The following is an 18,499-nucleotide window of genomic DNA, read 5'->3' as shown; positions in this document are numbered from 1 at the left end:
CGAACGAATGAAGAACAATTAGGCAACTAATTTCCCAAGGTCAAGCAATTCCGCCATTTTTGAGTGGGTAGATTGGAACAAATGTTCCTGCTTCGGTCCCCGCACAATTTTCCGGGCGTTCGATAAAGGCGTTGGCAGACGCCAAGGCGCGCAGAGCGCTGCTGTCTTGTTCGTCGACTGCTGCGACATGTGTTCCATCCCAAACAGCGCGCAAGAACTGACGCCGGGAACCGTTGGCGGGTAGGGGCTGGCTAAGCTGAGCAGTGGTACTGCGGGGAAGAGCAAAGGGCGCGCCCGCCATATGTCGCAGCAAAGGAAGCAGGAACAGAAATGCTGTGGTAAAACTGGAAACCGGATTGCCCGGTAGACCGAGTACAACTTGATGGCCAAGTTTCGCAACCAGCAAGGGCTTGCCCGGCTTTAGGGCGACGCGCCAGAAGGTTATTTCAGCGCCCAATGACTCGAGAGCTGGCAGGACCAGATCGTGATCCCCGACAGAGGCCCCACCGCTGGTTACGATAATATCCGTATCACCCGCGCTTTTGAACGCGGAGGTCAAGGCGTCCAAACTGTCAGTGACAGGACCGATCATGCGTGTGTCGCAAGTCATGCCATGCGTCATGGCAGCAAGCATTGCATTGTTCGTGGCCGGGATATGGTGCGTGTCAGCCAATGCTGGATCGCTGACCAACTCGTCTCCGCCTTCAATCAGGGCCAGCTGGGGCAATCTGTGTGCAGTAACGGTTGAGCATCCAGCGCTGAGGGCCAAGGCGACTTGTGCCGGGCCTATCTGATCCCCGGCACCAAGCACGTGTTCCGTCGCGGCAAAATCAAAACCCTTTGACCTGACATATGTCCGACCGGACGACTGCGCTGTTTGGTTCAGCTGATTACCGTCAATTTTGGCGTGTTCTTGGATCAGAACCGTATCGGCACCATCGGGCATGACTGCGCCGGTCGAGATACGAATAGCTTGGCCCGCATCTAGTTGACCGGGAAAAGGATTGCCGCCCCTGCTTTCCCCGATGAGTGACCACGGGCCATCCCCGCAAGTGGCATAGCCATCCATCGAAGATAGGTCCGCAGGTGGCTGTGTGCGGCGGGCCACAACCGGTTCCCTGAGGTATCTGCCCAACGCAGAGTCGACAGCGACCGTTTCGCTCCCCAGAGGCGTTGCCAGATTGAGGAGCTGCTGCTGTGCCTCGGACAAGGCAATCGGACGAGTCATTCGGGCGCGTGCCAATCGCCCGACTTGCCGCCTGTCTTGGCAATAAGGCGGATAAATTCGATTACCATGCCTTTATCCAGCGCTTTACCCATGTCGTAGATCGTTAATAGACCAATTGAGACTGCCGCCATTGCTTCCATTTCTACACCGGTTTTAGCGGTTAGACTGGCTGTTGCGGTCACAGAAATCGCATTGTCTTCATATCCAAAACTAACATCGACCGCGTCCAGCCCGAGCGGGTGACACAAGGGGATAAGATCGCTCGTTTTCTTGGCTGCCATGATAGCGGCGATACGGGCGGTTCCCAGAACATCGCCCTTGGGTGCGTCACCGTTTTTGATAGCGGTCAAAGCGTTTGCAGACATGGTTATTCTGCCAGATGCAATTGCGGTTCTTAGGGTAGATTTTTTGTCGCCGACATTGACCATATGCGCAGCGCCTTCGGCATCGAGGTGGCTGAGCGTACTCATCCGTGCAGCAGAGCCTTAGTTGCAGCGGTCACATCATCTTGGCGCATCAGGCTTTCCCCGACCAAGAAACATCTGACCCCGGAACGTTCAAGCCGTAAGCAGTCAGCATGGGCCGAAATTCCACTTTCGCCGACTAATAAAGCACCCTCTGGAGCCAGTGGTACCAGTCTTTCAGTGACCGCCAAATCGGTGACAAAACGTTTCAAATCGCGGTTGTTTACGCCGATCAAGCGCGACTTGAGGGCAGCTGCCCGCTCCATCTCCAATTCATCGTGAACTTCTACAAGCACATCCATGCCAAAATGGATGGCTGCAGCTTCGATTTCTGCCATTTGCCCGTCCGTCAACGCAGCCACGATAATCAAAATTGCATCAGCGCCAAGCGCACGGGATTCCACCACTTGCCAGGGATCCACCATAAAATCTTTGCGTAAAACCGGCAGCGTGCAGGCGTTTCTGGCGGCGATGAGATAATCGTCATGCCCTTGAAAATAGGACGCGTCGGTCAATACCGAAAGGCAGGCAGCGCCGCCAAGCTCATAGGATTTCGCGTGTTCTGCCGGATGGAAATTCTCCCGGATCAAACCTTTGGAGGGTGATGCCTTCTTGATTTCAGCAATCAGCCCAAAACCGTCCGCGGCTTTCTTTGCCAAAGCCGCGTGGAAACCGCGGGGGCGTGTTTGTTCTTTGGCGAGCGCCTCCAATTCAGCAAATGATTGAGCGCTTTTGCGGGAAGCAACTTCTTTGGCAGTCGTTGCGCATATTTCGTCGAGCTTATTCATTTTGCCATCGCAATCCAGCGGGCGAGCAGGTCTTTTGCGGCACCAGAATCCAAGGATTGGCGCGCTATATCGGCGCCCTCGTTCCAGTCTTCGGTGGTGCCTGCCACAATGAGTGAAGCTGCCGCGTTGAATATAACGGCATCGCGATACGGGCCGGGGTTACCATCGAGCAAGGCGGTGAGGGCGGCCGCATTGTATATTGCATCATCGCCGCGAATAGCGGCCACGGGCGAAGATGGCAGGCCGAGTTCACTCGCACTTTTGCGCTGCATCTCAAAACTATCGCCTTTGACGACCGCCACTTCGTTGCCGCCGGCCAAGCTGAGTTCGTCCAAACCTTCATCACCGGAAACGATCATGGTGTGTTTCGTTCCAAGAGCGGCCTTCGCAGCAGCGTAAATCGGGACGTAGCCAGGTCGAGCAATGCCAATCAATTGGGATTTTACGCCAGCGGGGTTGGATAGCGGCCCCATCAAATTGAAGATTGTGCGGCGGCCAAGCTTTTGCCGGATTGGTTGGATGCGGCCCATTGCAGGATGGTGGTTCTTCGCGAAGAGAAAGCAGATGCCGATTTCAGACAGTGTCTTTTCGGCGGTTTTGCCAGCAGCCTCCATATCGAGGCCCAACGCTTCCAGCGTATCCGCTGCTCCGGATTTGGACGATGCGGCACGGTTGCCATGTTTCGCAACAGGTATCCCAGCAGCCGCCACCACGAGCGATACGGCCGTGGAAACGTTCAGAGTGTGATGTCCGTCTCCGCCCGTACCGCAGACATCAATCGCATTATCAGGGCCGGAAATGGGTATCAGCCGTGCCCGTAATGCCCGTGCCGCACCCGCGATCTCCGCACCGGTTTCGCCGCGGTCAGACAGGTCAGTCAGAAAACGGGCAATTTCTTCTTCCGATGTTTGCCCATCGAGCAATATGCCGAACACTTCCTCGGCTTCGGCTTCATTCAGATGGCTGTCTGCGGCGGGAAGATTCTTCATGAAATGGCTTTCGGTTCTATGCCGCATATCCGCAGAAAATTTGCCAGCAATGCGTGTCCATGTTCGGTAGCAATGCTTTCAGGGTGGAACTGGACACCGTGGATAGGAAGTGTTGCGTGCCGGAAACCCATAACACAATCAGTGTCTGCGCCCGGCGTGTCGCTGGTTGCATTGACAACTAACTGATCCGGGATGTTTTCCACGATCAGCGAATGGTAGCGTGTGGCGGTGTAGGGTGAGGGCAGGTTTTCAAAGACGCCCGTGCTGTCATGCGAAACCGGCGATGTCTTGCCATGCATCAGCCCGCCACGGACAACGGCCCCGCCAAAGTGTTGCCCAATAGCCTGATGGCCAAGGCAGACGCCCAGCAGTGGTTTGCGGGCCTCTGCACAGGCAGCCACAAGATCAAGGCTTATTCCAGCTTCGTTCGGTGTGCAGGGGCCGGGGGAGATTAGATACCCGGCGGCATCGATCGCAATTGCCTCTTCAACCGATATGGCATCGTTGCGTTCAACACGGACATCAGCACCAAGCTCCATCAGGTAATGAACCAGATTGAAGGTAAAGCTGTCGTAATTGTCGATCACGAGAATGGTTGATTTGCTCTGCATCATCAGCCCCGCGCTATTGGCGATCCTCGACCACGATCAGCGGACCTAGCGGGGCGCCGGTGTCGAGCCGATCTTTCGCAGGATCCCAAAGCGCAGAGACGTTTCCATCAAGGAACAGAGCATTGGGTACTTTCAACTCATCACGGTAGAATCTGGCCAGAATACCAAATGACAGCGGTGCGTTCGAGATAACAAAGTGGGCCTTCCCGTCATTATCAACACCAACACCGTTGCGGATCGCTTTGGATGGGCCGTTTTCCGAGATTTCAGGATGAAGTTTCCCCTTGATCACGAGCATCGGTCCTGATTGCGTTCCGAAGACTGGCCGGTCTCCGACATTACGGTAAAAATCATCACTGGACCGTATTTGCCACTTCCCGTTGCTACCGAAAAATACACCGTTTGGTTTAAGGTGGAAATTGCCGGGACCATCCGTCCGGCTAAGTTCTTTTTGCCGGTCTTCCCCTTCGACGTAGTATCCGATCGGTTTGCCTTCCCCGTTAAACATGCCGCCATTAACAGCGAATGCGACCGGGGCAGCGTCGGGTTTGCGGCCCGCAGCTAAGCTAGCGAGGCTGCGGTAAGGTTTCCCATCGGCGCCGGACAGAATTGTCGAGATGCGGTGTTTCGCCGGATCCGCGACGCAGTGCGTGAGAGATACATTCTCGAAAGTAACTTCTCGGCAGGCTGAGGCGATCTCTGGCACGGCCTCGTCAGGCGTTTCATTGATCGCGATAGTGGGCTTTGGGACTTCTTCTGCAACGCCGCTGCCGATTTCTGTTCTTAAAACCGGCTGCCCCTCTGGTTCTTGATTACATCCTGCAAGGACAAGCGTGGCAATAAGGGCGAGTTTCTTCATCATTGACCGAACTTTGGCTCACTTGCGATGCGAGCCGCCTCTTGTGCTGCTGCGATAAGTGCGCCGGCTTTGGCCTCGCATTCGCGTTGTTCATATTCAGGGTTGCTGTCTGCGACAATACCGGCACCGGCCTGAACGTGCAAAGTCCCATCTTTAACCACACCGGTCCGCAGAACAATGCAGCTATCGACTGAGCCATCAGGGGAAAAATAACCAACGCCGCCAGCATAAGCTCCGCGAGTTTCAGGTTCCAATTCCGCGATAATCTCACACGCTCTGATTTTTGGGGCACCGCTCACAGTTCCCGCTGGAAAACCGGCAAACATGGCATCGAGTGCATCGTAATCTGGCGATAGTGCCCCGATCACATTGCTGACGATATGCATCACGTGGCTGTATCGTTCCACGGTAAAGCTGTCGGTGACTTCTACGCTGCCGCGAGATGCCACCCGGCCAACATCGTTACGCCCAAGATCAAGTAACATCAGATGTTCAGCCAGTTCTTTGGGGTCTTCCAAAAGGCTGCTCTCGGCTGCTTTATCCGCCTGCTCGGTCAAGCCCCTTGGCCGCGTTCCGGCGATGGGCCGAATAGTGACCTCACCATCGCGGACCCGCACTAAGATTTCCGGGCTGGACCCGACAACCGCAAATCCGGGCAAATCCAGAAAATATAAAAAGGGTGAGGGGTTTACCCTGCGAAGTGCCCGGTACAGCGACAGCGGCGGTAACGGGAACGGCGTGGTGAAACGCTGAGCCAGAACGACTTGAAAGATATCGCCTGCCTCTATGTATGACTTCGCCCGCGCTACCATGGAGGCGTATTCGCCATCTTGCATGGTGGGTGTGAGTGTCATTTCCGGAAGTTCGGGTGGGGCTTCCATACGGGGCGGCGACTGTTCAAGACGTCTCAAAACGTTGTCAATTCGGTCCGCGGCAGCATCCATTAGCTGCGTCGCTGACGTCTCAGTTGGCCATATCGGTGCGACTGCAAACAGCTCTTCGGTCAGACCATCGAATACCAAAATAACGGTTGGCCGGACAAATAGCATGTCTGGAAGACCAAGATTGTTCTCGGGTGCCCGTGGCAGTTTCTCGACTAGCCCAATGGTTTCGTATCCAAAATACCCAACAATACAGGCGAGGGCCGGGGGGAGTGCTTCCGGCACGTCGATCCGGCACGATTCCACCAGCGCTCGCAGGGCAGGCAGGCTGCTATCATCGCAGGTGGCAAACTTATCGCGGTCAGATTGCCATTGAGAATTAATCTCTGCGTTGATTCCCGATGCTCTAAAAACCAGATCGGGATCTAACCCCAAAAGGCTATATCGCCCGCGAATTTCACCGCCCTCGACTGACTCTAGCAAAAAGTCGCCACGGCCAGCTTCGATGAGCTTCGCCGCCGCACCAACCGGCGTTTCCGTATCCGCAATAATCTTGCGCCAAACGAGCGCGGGTTGACCTGCCGCCAGCTGAGAGAGCGCTGCGGTTTCATTGTGCAGACCAGTGCTGTTTGAAGACATCATCCAGCGACCGTAAAATGCTTAGTTTTCACCGGTCAGTTGCTTGCTGACAGCTTCAATCGCGGTTTCGTTACGTTCCACACCCAGTTCGGCACTGATCGCGGCGCGGAGTTGTTCTCCATATTCGCGGCCGATTGTTTGGGAAAGTTCTGCCTTGGTTTGCGCGAAAATTGGATCGTCCTTGGCAATTGTGCCTGCATCAATATCGGTGAGATTGACGACAAACCATCCACCGTCGCGCGGGGCTTCCAGTTTTTTAACAGTGCCTTCGGCCATGCTAAACATCAGCGCGAGCGGAGGCGGGACTTGCCGCCCTTGGGCCGCCAACTGTTCGCGCGTTAAATTGACGGTATCAGCTTGCGGCAAGGGCACGCTCTCTGCCGACATGGCAGCGCTTATCGAAGATCCATCGGCAACCGCTTTCAAAATTCGATCGGCTGCCTCTTTAGCTGCTTTTGAGCCTTCCGAGAGGCGCCACGCCACTTCTACACGGTCCTTGATTTCCGTTAGAGGTGCGGCGGCGGATTCAGTGATGTCAGTTGTTTCAAACACTAAGAATGTTTGCCCCGGCACAACCTCCGCCAATTGCGGTTCGCTTTCTTCCATTTGGAAGGCCGTTTGCAAGGCTGGGCCGACAATATCGGCAACACGCTCTTCGGCATTTCCATACACCATTCCAGCACCAGTAATCGGTTTGGTGGTTGTGATCTCCAGGTCGAGCTGCTCCGCTACTTCAGAAAGTGAAACACCTTCTTCCACTTGCTCTTCAACACTTGCGGCCAGATCACCCAGCGCGCGGCGCCTTTTCTCTTCACGCAGAAGAGTGGTGATTTCGCCTTTTGCTTGTTCGAGATTTTTGCCTGGTTGGCGTTCAATTCCGTCAATCCGCGCCACGTGGGAGCCAAGACCGCTGGCAGCAGGCACCGCAATCGTTCCTCTGGCCGCGGCAAATACTGAGTTGGCGACCGCAGCAGATGTTTGAGCGGTCAGCTCTGCCTTAGTGATGGGGCCAATTTTTGCGGTTTGTAATCCGGCCTCGCGGGCTGCGGCTTCCAAACCTGTGCCGCTTTGAACGCGTTTCTGGATCGCTGCGGCTGCTTCCGGGGTGGGTACGATCAACTGCGTGATAGTGCGCGATTCGCTTGGGGCGTATTTGTCGCGATCTGCTTCATACCGCGCTGCAATCTCTTCGTCGGTCGGATCAATATTGTCGCTGATGGCGTCATCACCGAAGGCAATATAGCGGATCGTCCGGCGTTCTGGGCGAATGTAATCACCACGGGTTTCTTCGTAAAAGGCACTTAGCTGTTTATCGGTCGGATCGCCTTCCGGTACAAAAGCAGCAGACGGGATAACTCCGATAGAGCCTTGGCGACGTTCTTTGAGCAATGATGCGTATTGTTGCGCAAATTTGTCGGGAGTTCCCGCGCCAAATGCCGCCGGGATTAAGATTTGCTGAGCGAGCAGACCTTTGCCCAAATCATCTCTCACTTGGGCATCGGTTAGACGTTGTTGAGACAGCGCTTGCCGATAAACATCATCGTCAAAGTTCCCGTCAGGACCGCGAAAGGCCGGGATGGTCATGATCTGGCTGTTCACCAGATTGTCCCCGGCTCGCAATCCGTATTTTTCAGCGAATCCACCAATTGCCGCACGTTCGATCAGCTGTTCCAGCACTTGATCCAGCCCGCCTTGTTCGATGAACGATGGCATGGAAATGGTTGGGTTTTCACGCCGTAAGCCGTCAATCGCGCTTGTGGCCGCTTGGCTGAGCTCGATCGCGCTGATTTTCTCGTCCCCAACAACTGCAACTCGGTCGCCGCCAGCGACACCGCCGAACGTGCCTGTATTGGCGACATCACTGCTGGCGAAAGCAAAAGCAATCACACCAAGAAAGGCCAAGGTTACGAAAATACCGATTTTCGACTGGAAAAACCTACGGAACGTCTGAATCATAGTTTGGTCAAATCCAAATGAGCTGCGCGCAGCCAAATGCTGAAATCGCGAGATGAAGCCTTTATCGACCCTGCGACCCGACGGCAACAGTTTGAGACTTGTTTTGACCTATTACCATTCTGCGGCTAGCGGACCGGATTGTTCGTCCCATATAAGGGCCGTGTAGATTTTGTGACGCGGGATCGTAAAACGACAACCGTTTGATTTTTATAGTTTTCAGGAATTTTTCTATGGCCGATCGGCCTTATATCGTTGGTAATTGGAAGATGAACGGCACACGCGCGATGCTTTCTGAAGCGCGTGCAATAGACCGTTCTGCACAGCGTTTGATGAAAGTAGAGGTTGCTCTTGCTCCTCCATTCACGCTGATTCACGCGGTCCACCGGGAAGTTGAGCAGATCGGCGTCGGTGCGCAAGACTGCCATTCAGGCCCGGATGGAGCAAATACCGGAGATATTTCTGCCGCCATGGTGGCAGATTCCGGCGCGAAGTTTGTCATTCTTGGCCATAGCGAACGACGGCAGGATCACGGTGAGAGCAACGCGCTTGTGCAGTCTAAGATCAATGCTGCAATTGAGGCGGGGCTGAGAGTTATACTGTGTTGCGGCGAAACAGAAGAAACCCGCGATTCGGGTGATGCGGAAAACTATGTTTGCAATCAGCTGAAAGAGTCGCTGCCGTCCGATTTTAATAAGGCGGAAGAAGCGCTGACAATCGCTTACGAGCCAATCTGGGCAATCGGCACAGGCCGTACGCCAACAGTTGATGACATCGAATCGATGCACAAAGCCATCCGTTCTCTGTTGATTTCGCTTTACGGGGCTGAGCAGGCTGCTGAGGTGCGTATCCTATATGGCGGCTCGGTTAAGCCGGAAAACGCCAAAGAACTTCTCAGCGCTGCTGAGGTCGGCGGCGCACTGGTTGGCGGCGCTAGCCTAACCGCAGAAAGTTTCCTTGGCATCGTGATCGCTGCTGCCGAGACACAAGACCCATAGAGCGAGCTAGCTGCTGGGCTTGTTTCACAGCCGCCTCGCGACTAGATAACGCGCACTGACACTATAGAGTATATCAAAATGTCCCTGTTTCTGTTTCTGACCGTTGTTCAAGCTATAGTCGCTGCCGCTTTGGTAGTCGTCATTCTCATGCAACGGTCTGAGGGCGGGGGGCTTGGTATTGGCGGCAGCCCGAACGGTATGATGAGCGCGCGCGGCGCTGCTGATTTTTTGACCAGATCGACCAAGTGGTTGGCGGTTGCCTTCGTGGCCTTGTCGATTGTTTTGGCAGCAGTAGCTGTGGACGCAACTGGCTCAGACGAAATCACATCTACGATCGATCGAACTGTTACGTCTGAGCAGGACCCACTGGCCGGCACTGCTCCGGCTGAAGGTGCTCCGGTAGCGGCTCCAGCGGCGCCTTCGGACGATCCACTGGCTGACGCTCCAAACTAACATTTTTTCTAAAATTACCGGGCAGTTGTGGATTGCGGCAATTCGCTGCGTCATTCTGCTTGCGCCGACTCCATTTCCAACCTTAAGGCTTCCCTCCCATGGCGCGGTACATTTTTATCACCGGCGGCGTGGTTTCCTCGCTCGGCAAAGGTCTCATGGCAGCAAGCCTCGCAGCATTGCTGCAAGGTCGCGGATATAAGGTTCGGATTCGCAAATTTGATCCGTATCTGAATGTCGATCCGGGCACGATGAGCCCGTATCAACATGGTGAAGTCTATGTGACAGACGACGGGGCTGAGGCTGATCTGGATTTAGGCCACTATGAACGGTTTACAGGCGTCTCAGCGCGGCAGAGCGACAATGTGACCAGTGGCCGCGTCTATCAAGACATCATCGCTCGTGAACGGCGCGGCGACTATCTCGGCGCTACAGTGCAAGTTATTCCTCATGTTACCGACGAGATCAAAGCATTTGCTTTGTCGGATGCGGATGACCTTGATTTTGTTTTGTGCGAAATTGGCGGCACGGTGGGCGATATTGAGTCATTGCCGTTCATGGAGGCAATTCGGCAGCTTCGAAATGAACTGGAGCCGCAGCAGACGCTAAGTGTTCACGTGACACTTGTGCCGTACATCGCTGCTGCAGGCGAATTAAAGACGAAGCCTACGCAACATTCCGTGCGGGAGCTGTCGTCATTGGGCATCAAACCTGATGTGTTGCTCTGCCGCAGCGAGCATGAATTGCCTGAAAGCGAACGACGCAAGATCGCGCAGTTCTGTAATGTGAGGCCAGAGGCCGTCATCCAGGCGTTGGATGCTCCTTCGATCTATTCGGTGCCTTTGCAATATCACAAAGAGGGTCTGGATAGCGAAGTCCTGCGGGGCTTTGGCATAACCGATGCGAAAAAACCTGACTTAACCCGATGGCTGGATGTCACTGATCGCTACTTCAATCCTGAGGGTGAGGTGAACATTGGTGTGGTGGGTAAATATGTTGGTCTGCAAGACGCTTACAAATCTCTCAACGAAGCGCTAATCCACGGCGGACTGGCTAACCGTGTGAAGGTTAATATCCGCTGGATAGATGCCGAGGTATTCGAGCAGGACGATTCGGATATTGCCGCCCAGTTGGAGCCGCTTGACGCTATCTTGGTCCCGGGCGGTTTTGGTGAGCGCGGCTCGGAAGGTAAAATCGCCAGCGTACGGTTCGCGCGTGAGCGGGAAGTACCGTTCCTGGGCATTTGTCTTGGCATGCAAATGGCGTGCATCGAAGGCGCGCGTTTGGCCGGCCATAAGGAAGCATCTTCGACCGAGTTTGGTTCAACGGAAGAGCCTGTCGTCGGGATCATTACTGAATGGATGGGCAAAGAAGGGTTGCAGCAGCGCCAAGATGGCGGTGACCTTGGCGGAACAATGCGTCTCGGCGCTTATGATGCAAAACTGTCAGAGAACAGCCATGTAAGCCGTATTTATGGTAACGCTACTTCCATATCAGAACGCCATCGTCATCGGTATGAAGTCAATGTCGCTTATAGAGACGCTTTGGAGAGCACTGGTCTTGTTTTCTCCGGAATGTCACCAGACGGCTTGCTTCCAGAAATCGTCGAGCGGCCGGATCATCCGTGGTTCGTTGGCGTACAGTTCCATCCAGAACTGAAATCGCGCCCATTTGAACCGCATCCATTGTTTGACGGCTTTATCGCCGCTGCTTTGAAAAAGTCGCGCTTGGTCTAAAGCGTAAAACAATCCAGAGTAATCAATGTGTTGCAGTTTTTGCAACTTTATCCGTTGATTATACTGGAAAAATTTACCGATCTCACTAACATTGGTGTTAATAGCTGCTTGTTCGGCAAGATCTTTTCTTGCTGTGAAAGGCTTGTTTTGAACTTGATCGTCTTTTGCGACCCGGACGATGAGGCTCAAACAAGACGGCGCTTATGCGTCGTTGGGGGTGGGTCTGAGGGTCTACCCCCTTATACTTTGTGGCAGCGATGCCGCTTTATCATGACACAATTACGCCCGACCCACATGATGTGAGCCGGGCGTCAAATCAGTAGCCGAAATTTACGCGGCGTCCGCGCTATCGTCCTTGACGATTTCTAACGCTGCCTGACCGTTAATGGCGATTTTTTTGGGCTTCATAGCGTCGGGCACTTCGCGCACCAGATCAATAATCAGCAAGCCATCTTCCAGTGCCGCATTTTGCACGAACACAAAGTCGGCCAGTTCAAAACGTCGTTCAAAGCCGCGATTGGCGATGCCGAGATGAAGGATGTCGCCTGTATCACCAGCATCTTCGCGCTTTTTGCCTTCGACGGTGAGCAAATTTTGCTGAGCGGTTACTTCGATATCGTCGGACTTAAAGCCAGCGACAGCGAGAGTTATGCGGTAATTATCTTCACCGCGGCGCTCGATGTTAAAGGGGGGGTAATTCTCGCCGGAGTTCTTACGAGCTTGGTTCTCAAGCAGGTCGAACAAGTGGTCAAAGCCAACTGTGCTGCGGCGGTATGGGGTGAAATCAAAACGAGACATAGTGCAAATCCTCTATTGAGCAATCTGTGTAAATGAAGCCCGCATCAAGCGGCGCTCCGGCTTTTTGTCCCTGTCCGTTGCGGCACAGGGTACAACAGACTATTTAGGCAAAGGACGACAGGTTTCAAGACCTGCAAACTACCGCCTTACAGCTTCAAAGGGATCACAATGACCGGCCCAACGATCGATATTTATACGAAATTCACGTGCCCTTTCTGTCACCGGGCAAAGGCCTTGCTGTCCAAAAAGGGCGCTGAATTCAACGAATTTGATATTTCTATGGGCGGCCCCAAAAAAGCTGAAATGCTGGAGAGAGCGCCTACTGCGCGTACTGTGCCGCAGATTTTCATCGGTGATGTCCACGTGGGGGGCTCTGATGAACTGGCCGCGTTGGAGCGTGATGGCAAGCTTGACGCATTGTTGGCCGGCTGAATCGTTAGAAGCGGTATGACCCGGATTGCAGTCCTTCAGATGTGTTCGGGTGTCGATCCGGACGATAATACCGATGTGATCGTTGATGCACTGCAAAGAGCGGCGAGCGGCTCGGCCGCCATGTTGTTCACTCCTGAGATGAGTATTGCGCTCGATAGCAACCGTAAGCGTGCTAGTGGCAGTATAACAACTGAGGACAATAACCCTTATATTGAACGGCTTAGGAGGGCGTGCTCTGAAACCGGGGTTTGGCTGTCGCTTGGATCATGTGCGGTGTTAGCTGGTGAACAGCGTTGGGCGAACCGGGCATTGGTGATCGATGCCTCTGGCCGCATTTGCGCGCGGTATGACAAAATGCACATGTTTGATGTGGATTTGGCCAGCGGCGAAAGCTGGCGGGAATCAAAGACCTACCGACCGGGGCAAGATGTGGTCACGATCGAAACACCAGCGGGCCATCTAGGGCTCAGCATCTGCTATGACATCCGGTTCCCAGCTTTATATCAAGAGCTTGGCAGGCTTAGCTGTGACGTTATCGCAATCCCTGCTGCGTTCACCGTGCCGACTGGACAGGCGCACTGGCATATCCTCCAGCGCGCGCGTGCGATTGAGTCCAGCTGCTATGTTGTGGCTGCTGCGCAAGCCGGTTCCCATGCTGACGGACGGCGCACCTATGGGCATAGTTTGGTGATCGATCCTTGGGGTGAGGTTCTGTTGGATATGGGGGACAAGCCGGATATCGCTTTTGTCGACCTAGATAATGCGCGTTTGGCAGAGGTAAGGGCGCAATTGCCAAGCCTTGCCAATCGCCGCCATATTCCGCAATCGTCTGCTCAATGATTGTCTATGATCTTTCTTGTGAAGATGGCCACCGGTTTGAAGGCTGGTTCGGCTCATCCGGCGACTTTGCCGCTCAGTTGGAACGGGGATTGCTCACCTGCCCGGAGTGCGGTTCAGCTGCGGTAACCAAAGCGCCAATGGCCCCCGCGGTACCACTAAAAGGCAATCAAGTACGGCATTCGGCGGGGGATCAATCTTCTGAAACACCTCAGAACGAGGGGGCTAAAAGTGGTAAAGCCGTTGCAGCGCCCGTGCCGAACGTGCCAATTCCAGCTGACGTCATGAAGGCAGTAAAGAAACTTGCCGAGGCCCAGGCGAAGGCGCTCAAAGATAGCCAATGGGTCGGCAAAGATTTCGCCGAGAAGTCGCGCGCTATGCACTATGGCGAAGAGAAGACTGAAATTATTCACGGGGAAGCTACGCCGGAACAGGCGCAAGATCTGCTGGATGAAGGTGTATCCGTTGCTCCGCTGCTATTTCCGGTAGCACCGCCAGAAGACGTGAACTGAAACGACCCAAAGGTACCTGCGAGACTGTGTGGTGCGCCCGACAGGATTCGAACCTGTGGCCCCCAGATTAGGAATCTGATGCTCTATCCACCTGAGCTACGGGCGCTGCCAGTTAGCCGTTTAAGGTTGGCGGCGTGGCTTGGCAATGCCAAGTCAGTTTACGCTATGCGGCAAAGCGGCGCGCGCCTGATGCCAGGATAATCCAACCAATCCTGCTGATAGTGCAAAAGCCATCGCAGAGCTGCCAGCCCAACCTGCCCATTCATAAGATGCCGTTCCCACCCAGCTGGCGAAACCCGCGCCAACAAACATCAGGACAATATAGCCGGTCATCAACCTGGTCCGGATCTCTGGTGCCAGCGACAAAGATGTCATCCGCCCGGTCACATCAATGCCGGGCCCCACTGTGTTCATGACAACCACTGGTATCATCAATAGCCATAGGTTTTGACCCAGAGGATAGAGCAAAGCGACGCCAGCCATTTGGACGAGCGCAAGCCGTAAGCGTGCCTTCTCCGGACCGATCTTGTCTGCCCACTTGCCCAGCCTTGGTGTCGCGAAAATTGCAACGACTGCGAAAGCGGCGAGATACCCGACAATATCGACGCCATAACCCATCGCGGGGCTGGTTAGATGCAGCGCTAGCCCCAGCCAAACGGACAGAAAGATCCCGAAGTTAAACGCTTGAATAATACCTGAGACAAAAACCTGCGGGTGCTGTCTAAGCAAGGGAAAGAGCGAGCCGACCAACCGGAAATAGTTTGGGCGGTCCTCTGGCACTGATGTTTCACGCCTGCCTTCCATGATGAAGGGTAGTGATATGGTGGTGCCAATCATCAGACACGCGGCAATGATATAGATGAGCTGCCACTCAAAATATTGAGCAATCACACCGGCTCCAGTCCGCGCGATCAATATGCCGAAAATAGTGCCCACGGTGAGGGTTGCAGTGACCGATCCCAGCCTGTCCGGGGAGACACGCTTGGAAGCGTATGTCGGCAACAAATATGGGCCGATAGTGAAGAAGCCCAAAATGGTCGAGCCGACCAGAAATACTATGAAACTGTTGGCCAGAACCATGATCCCGAGAGAGATCGTTTGTCCGGCAGCGAACAGTATCGATAGCCGCCTATTGCTGTAGCGATCGCCCAGAGGGAGGAGCAAAAATATGCCCAACGCCAAGGCTATCTGGTTGAAGGCTGGAACCAACCCGATTGTAGAGGCGCTGACTGAAAAATCGTCAGCGACCTCTGAAATGATCGGGTGGATGTAATACGCGTTGGCGACAATTATGCCGCCAACCGTGGCTAAGGTAAATTCAGCCTTGCGGCTCAGATAGGAACTTGGTTGGTTGGTATTTGCCATAAGCCACTTTTAAGAGGCCTAGCCGTCTGGCGTGCCTATCGGTACCGCTTCCTTAAAGGTGTGGGTGATGTAAGGGAATGGGATTTCAATTCCCGCATCATCCAGTCCACGCTTTATTGCGCGAACCACAGCGTCGCGGCTTTCATGCATGTCTCTTGGTTTGCTACCAGCCCACCAGCGCACACGGAAATCAACGGAGCTGGAATTGAACTCGCACGCAAACACGTCGACGCCCTCATCCTTTTGTACCATTGGCAGTTCGGAAACAGCATCGACAATAACTTGCGCAGCGTGGTCCAGATCAGTGTCGTAGGATACCCCGGCAACAATTTCGTGTCGGCGGGATGTGTCGTCGGTTAAGATTTCAACCGGATTTTTGAACAGGATGGAGTTGGGAACAAGCGTAACTTCACCAGAGAGTTTGCGCACATACGTCTCACGCAATGTGATGTTTTCCACCTTACCGATTATGCCTTCGCATTCGATCACATCACCAATGCGCATCTTTTCCCGCAGCATGATCAGCACGCCTGCGAGGAAGTTCTCGAATATATCCTGGAAAGCGAAACCGATGGCAACTGCGCCAATACCCAAACCGGCGACCAGACTTGCAGGGGTTAGACCCGGCATGATGACCGTTAGAGCGGTCATCAATCCAATCAACCAGATTGCCAGTTTCACTAGCGTATCGAGCAACGTGCGAAGACTTGGCCGGATATCGGTTTTGTTCGTCAGGCGATCTGCAATTTTGACAGCAAACTTTGCAAGCACCCAAGTGATCACCAAAATGACCAGCGCAATCGTAATGTTGGGCAGTGCCCGGATCAGGCTTTCACCCATTCCGATCAACTGGTCTTGTAAAGTGGCCAACGTGTTGATTGTGGTATCGATCTGATCGTTCGATGGTGCAGCGTTTTCGGTTTGCATGAAATTCCTTTTCTCAAGCAACCAATGCGGCAGGCCCAAGAAAGGTTCCGATTCTTAGTCTTTAAGCTTTTTATGCTCGCCCCGCGCGATTTCGTGCAACCAGTCAGCATGGCGGGGCGCTGTTTTGGTTTCGCTCCATTCTTCCAACATTGGCATCGCAACGTTTTTCAGTTCTGCATATTGTTCTACCGTGCCGATATCGGTTGCCAGCTCAACCCGGTGGCCATTGGGGTCAAAGAAATAGATCGATTTAAAGATACCGTGATGGGTGGGCCCAAGTACATCGATGCCTAACCCTTCAACATGCGCCTTCGCCGCCAAAAGCGCTTCTTCGGATTCCACGCGGAACGCCAAATGTTGGACCCAAGCGGGTGTGTTTTCGTCGCGGCCCATATCGGGCTGATGTGGCAGCTCAAAAAACGCCAAGATGTTATTGTTTCCCGCATCAAGGAAGACATGCATGTAAGGATCATAAGCGCCAGTCGACGGCACATGATCTTCCGAAAACGCAGATGTGTATTCCATACCCAGCACACGCTCATACCATTCAACGGTTTCTTTGGCGTCTTTGCAGCGGTAGGCTGCGTGATGAACGCCGCCTAGCTTAACTGGGCTGGATGTACTCATTGGGCAGGTTCCATATTGTCGACGTCCAAAGCGCCGCGGTTGATTTGGTCGCGTTCCATACTTTCAAACAAGGCTTTAAAGTTACCTTCGCCAAACCCATCATCACCCTTACGCTGGATAAATTCGAAGAATACCGGGCCAACCTGTGCTTCAGCAAAAATTTGCAACAGCAAGCGTGGCTCTCCGCCTTCGGTTGTGCCATCTAGCAGAATTCCGCGCATCTGAAGTGCTTCAGTATCTTCCGCATGTCCGGGCAGACGCTCGTCCAGCATGTCGTAATATGTCTGGGGCGGGGCGGTCATAAACGGGACGCCAAACTCCTTCAGCCGGTCCCAACACGCCACCAGATCATCACAGATAAGCGCGATATGTTGGATGCCTTCGCCGTTAAATTCCCGCAGGAATTCTTCAATCTGACCTTTGCCGCCTTCGCCTTCTTCATTGAGCGGAATTTTGATCTTACCGTCTGGGGCGGTGAGCGCTTTTGAAGTCAGTCCGGTATATTCGCCTTTGATATCGAAAAAGCGGATCTCTTTGAAGTTAAACAGGCTTTCATAATAGTCAGCCCAATACGCCATCCGGCCTGTGTAAACATTGTGTGTCAGGTGATCGATAATGTTGAAACCCGCGCCAATCGGATGTTTTTCAACGCCGGGCAGATACTCGAAATCGATGTCGTAAATTGACAGGCCGTCGCCGTTCTCATCCGCGTAACGGTCCACCAGATACAGTATAGCTCCGCCTATCCCGCGAATTGCGGGAATGCGTAGCTCCATCGGACCAGGCTCATTTGCAACAGGCTCTGCCCCTTGCGCGATCAAATGATCATAGGCGTTGGCCGCATCTTTCACGCGGAAGGCCATGCCGCAGGCGCTGGGGCCATGCTCGCGTGCGAAGAACCATGCTGCTGAACGCGGTTGGTAGTTAGCAATCAGATTGATGCCGCCTTGACGCCACAGATCGACATCTTTGCTGCGATGCTTGGCGACGAGTGTGAAACCCATTGCTGCAAAGACAGGTTCAAGCTGTCCACGCTCCGGCGCGCAAAACTCGACGAATTCAAAGCCATCCAGGCCGGCGGGATTATCGAAAAGATCTGGCATCAGTTGTTCCAAACTAGTTACAATAGAAACTATATGGATCATCGAAGGTGTTTTGTCAAAGATCCGCTCCTGCTTCTTGCCCAATGGGATAACCCCATGCATTGTCTGGCCAGACATTTGGTAACGCATAGAGGGCGGGTGCCAGACGCGCTGTTCGCGGAACGGAAACAATATTTTCCGACTAAGAGATGTTGGAACTTACATATATTACCTGCTTGTATGATATGCATGCGGTAATGAGGCGCGCGTTGCAGACATAGTTTGATGATCGTTCTGATCCGATGGTAGAAATGGCGGCGCTG

19 protein-coding genes and 1 tRNA gene are annotated in these 18,499 nt (G+C 53.9%); 6 read left to right on the top strand and 14 right to left on the bottom strand.

What is annotated here, in order from left to right:
- Nucleotides 1–40 precede the first annotated feature (40 nt).
- The 8 genes from HKD42_RS05375 to HKD42_RS05340 are packed head-to-tail and all read right to left on the bottom strand — an operon-like array spanning nt 41 to nt 8,415.
- A complete protein-coding gene (locus HKD42_RS05375) occupies nt 41–1,228 on the bottom strand; it encodes a molybdopterin molybdotransferase MoeA (RefSeq protein WP_170010995.1) in 1,188 nt (395 codons plus the stop codon).
- Nucleotides 1,225–1,698 (bottom strand): cyclic pyranopterin monophosphate synthase MoaC, encoded by a 474-nt coding sequence (gene moaC / locus HKD42_RS05370; protein ID WP_170010994.1) that lies wholly within the window; start codon nt 1,696–1,698, stop codon nt 1,225–1,227. The genes HKD42_RS05375 and moaC overlap by 4 nt, the downstream gene beginning before the upstream one ends.
- A complete protein-coding gene (gene trpC, locus HKD42_RS05365; RefSeq protein ID WP_170010993.1) occupies nt 1,695–2,480 on the bottom strand; it encodes an indole-3-glycerol phosphate synthase TrpC in 786 nt (261 codons plus the stop codon). Before trpC ends, moaC begins: the two co-directional genes overlap by 4 nt.
- Entirely contained in the window at nt 2,477–3,469 is a 993-nt protein-coding gene (gene trpD / locus HKD42_RS05360) for an anthranilate phosphoribosyltransferase (RefSeq protein ID WP_170010992.1), read from the bottom strand. Before trpD ends, trpC begins: the two co-directional genes overlap by 4 nt.
- Nucleotides 3,466–4,083 (bottom strand): anthranilate synthase component II, encoded by a 618-nt coding sequence (locus HKD42_RS05355; RefSeq protein ID WP_425500364.1) that lies wholly within the window; start codon nt 4,081–4,083, stop codon nt 3,466–3,468. Before HKD42_RS05355 ends, trpD begins: the two co-directional genes overlap by 4 nt.
- Before the next feature lie 10 nt (nt 4,084–4,093).
- Entirely contained in the window at nt 4,094–4,942 is an 849-nt protein-coding gene (locus HKD42_RS05350) for a phosphodiester glycosidase family protein (RefSeq protein ID WP_170010991.1), read from the bottom strand.
- Nucleotides 4,939–6,462 (bottom strand): anthranilate synthase component I, encoded by a 1,524-nt coding sequence (gene trpE / locus HKD42_RS05345; protein WP_170010990.1) that lies wholly within the window; start codon nt 6,460–6,462, stop codon nt 4,939–4,941. Before trpE ends, HKD42_RS05350 begins: the two co-directional genes overlap by 4 nt.
- 18 nt (nt 6,463–6,480) lie before the next feature.
- The gene (locus HKD42_RS05340; RefSeq protein WP_170010989.1) at nt 6,481–8,415 is read right to left on the bottom strand and encodes a peptidylprolyl isomerase; all 1,935 of its coding nucleotides are present in this window, start codon (nt 8,413–8,415) and stop codon (nt 6,481–6,483) included.
- A 230-nt stretch (nt 8,416–8,645) separates the two neighbouring features.
- Here HKD42_RS05340 and tpiA point away from each other — a divergent pair, with 230 nt between their 5' ends.
- The 3 genes from tpiA (at nt 8,646) to pyrG (ending at nt 11,596) form a co-directional block, all read left to right on the top strand.
- Nucleotides 8,646–9,410: a triose-phosphate isomerase gene (gene tpiA, locus HKD42_RS05335; protein ID WP_170010988.1), complete on the top strand. Its 765-nt coding sequence runs from the start codon at nt 8,646–8,648 to the stop codon at nt 9,408–9,410.
- Between the two features lie 84 nt (nt 9,411–9,494).
- Nucleotides 9,495–9,863, top strand: a complete 369-nt coding sequence (secG, locus tag HKD42_RS05330; RefSeq protein WP_425500376.1) for a preprotein translocase subunit SecG — start codon at nt 9,495–9,497, stop codon at nt 9,861–9,863.
- A gap of 98 nt (nt 9,864–9,961) precedes the next feature.
- On the top strand, nt 9,962–11,596 hold the full coding sequence (pyrG, locus tag HKD42_RS05325) for a CTP synthase (protein WP_170010986.1): 1,635 nt from the start codon (nt 9,962–9,964) through the stop codon (nt 11,594–11,596).
- A 330-nt stretch (nt 11,597–11,926) separates the two neighbouring features.
- Here the strand turns inward: pyrG and HKD42_RS05320 are convergent, their stop codons facing one another.
- On the bottom strand, nt 11,927–12,394 hold the full coding sequence (locus HKD42_RS05320; RefSeq protein WP_170010985.1) for an Hsp20 family protein: 468 nt from the start codon (nt 12,392–12,394) through the stop codon (nt 11,927–11,929).
- Between the two features lie 168 nt (nt 12,395–12,562).
- Here HKD42_RS05320 and grxC point away from each other — a divergent pair, with 168 nt between their 5' ends.
- The 3 genes from grxC to HKD42_RS05305 are packed head-to-tail and all read left to right on the top strand — an operon-like array spanning nt 12,563 to nt 14,175.
- Nucleotides 12,563–12,826 carry a glutaredoxin 3 gene (grxC, locus tag HKD42_RS05315; RefSeq protein ID WP_170010984.1) on the top strand — a complete coding sequence of 88 codons (264 nt, stop codon included), beginning with the start codon at nt 12,563–12,565 and terminating at the stop codon, nt 12,824–12,826.
- 15 nt (nt 12,827–12,841) lie between these two features.
- Nucleotides 12,842–13,666 carry a carbon-nitrogen hydrolase family protein gene (locus HKD42_RS05310; RefSeq protein WP_170010982.1) on the top strand — a complete coding sequence of 275 codons (825 nt, stop codon included), beginning with the start codon at nt 12,842–12,844 and terminating at the stop codon, nt 13,664–13,666.
- A complete protein-coding gene (locus HKD42_RS05305) occupies nt 13,663–14,175 on the top strand; it encodes a DUF1178 family protein (RefSeq protein WP_170010980.1) in 513 nt (170 codons plus the stop codon). Before HKD42_RS05310 ends, HKD42_RS05305 begins: the two co-directional genes overlap by 4 nt.
- Before the next feature lie 29 nt (nt 14,176–14,204).
- Here HKD42_RS05305 and HKD42_RS05300 read toward each other — a convergent pair.
- The 5 genes from HKD42_RS05300 to hppD form a co-directional block, all read right to left on the bottom strand.
- A tRNA-Arg gene (locus tag HKD42_RS05300) sits at nt 14,205–14,281 on the bottom strand.
- A gap of 47 nt (nt 14,282–14,328) precedes the next feature.
- On the bottom strand, nt 14,329–15,540 hold the full coding sequence (locus HKD42_RS05295) for an MFS transporter (RefSeq protein WP_170010978.1): 1,212 nt from the start codon (nt 15,538–15,540) through the stop codon (nt 14,329–14,331).
- Nucleotides 15,541–15,558: 18 nt separating this feature from the next.
- Nucleotides 15,559–16,467 carry a mechanosensitive ion channel family protein gene (locus HKD42_RS05290; protein ID WP_170010976.1) on the bottom strand — a complete coding sequence of 303 codons (909 nt, stop codon included), beginning with the start codon at nt 16,465–16,467 and terminating at the stop codon, nt 15,559–15,561.
- Between the two features lie 54 nt (nt 16,468–16,521).
- Entirely contained in the window at nt 16,522–17,094 is a 573-nt protein-coding gene (locus HKD42_RS05285; RefSeq protein ID WP_170010974.1) for a VOC family protein, read from the bottom strand.
- Nucleotides 17,091–18,197, bottom strand: a complete 1,107-nt coding sequence (hppD, locus tag HKD42_RS05280) for a 4-hydroxyphenylpyruvate dioxygenase (RefSeq protein ID WP_170010972.1) — start codon at nt 18,195–18,197, stop codon at nt 17,091–17,093. The genes HKD42_RS05285 and hppD overlap by 4 nt, the downstream gene beginning before the upstream one ends.
- Between the last annotated feature and the right edge of the window lie 302 nt (nt 18,198–18,499).

Origin of the sequence: Pontixanthobacter rizhaonensis, from assembly GCF_012972675.1 — a bacterium.
GTDB lineage: Bacteria > Pseudomonadota > Alphaproteobacteria > Sphingomonadales > Sphingomonadaceae > Pontixanthobacter > Pontixanthobacter rizhaonensis.
Note: the sequence above shows the minus strand (reverse complement) of the source record. Positions and strands in the feature narration are given on the sequence as shown.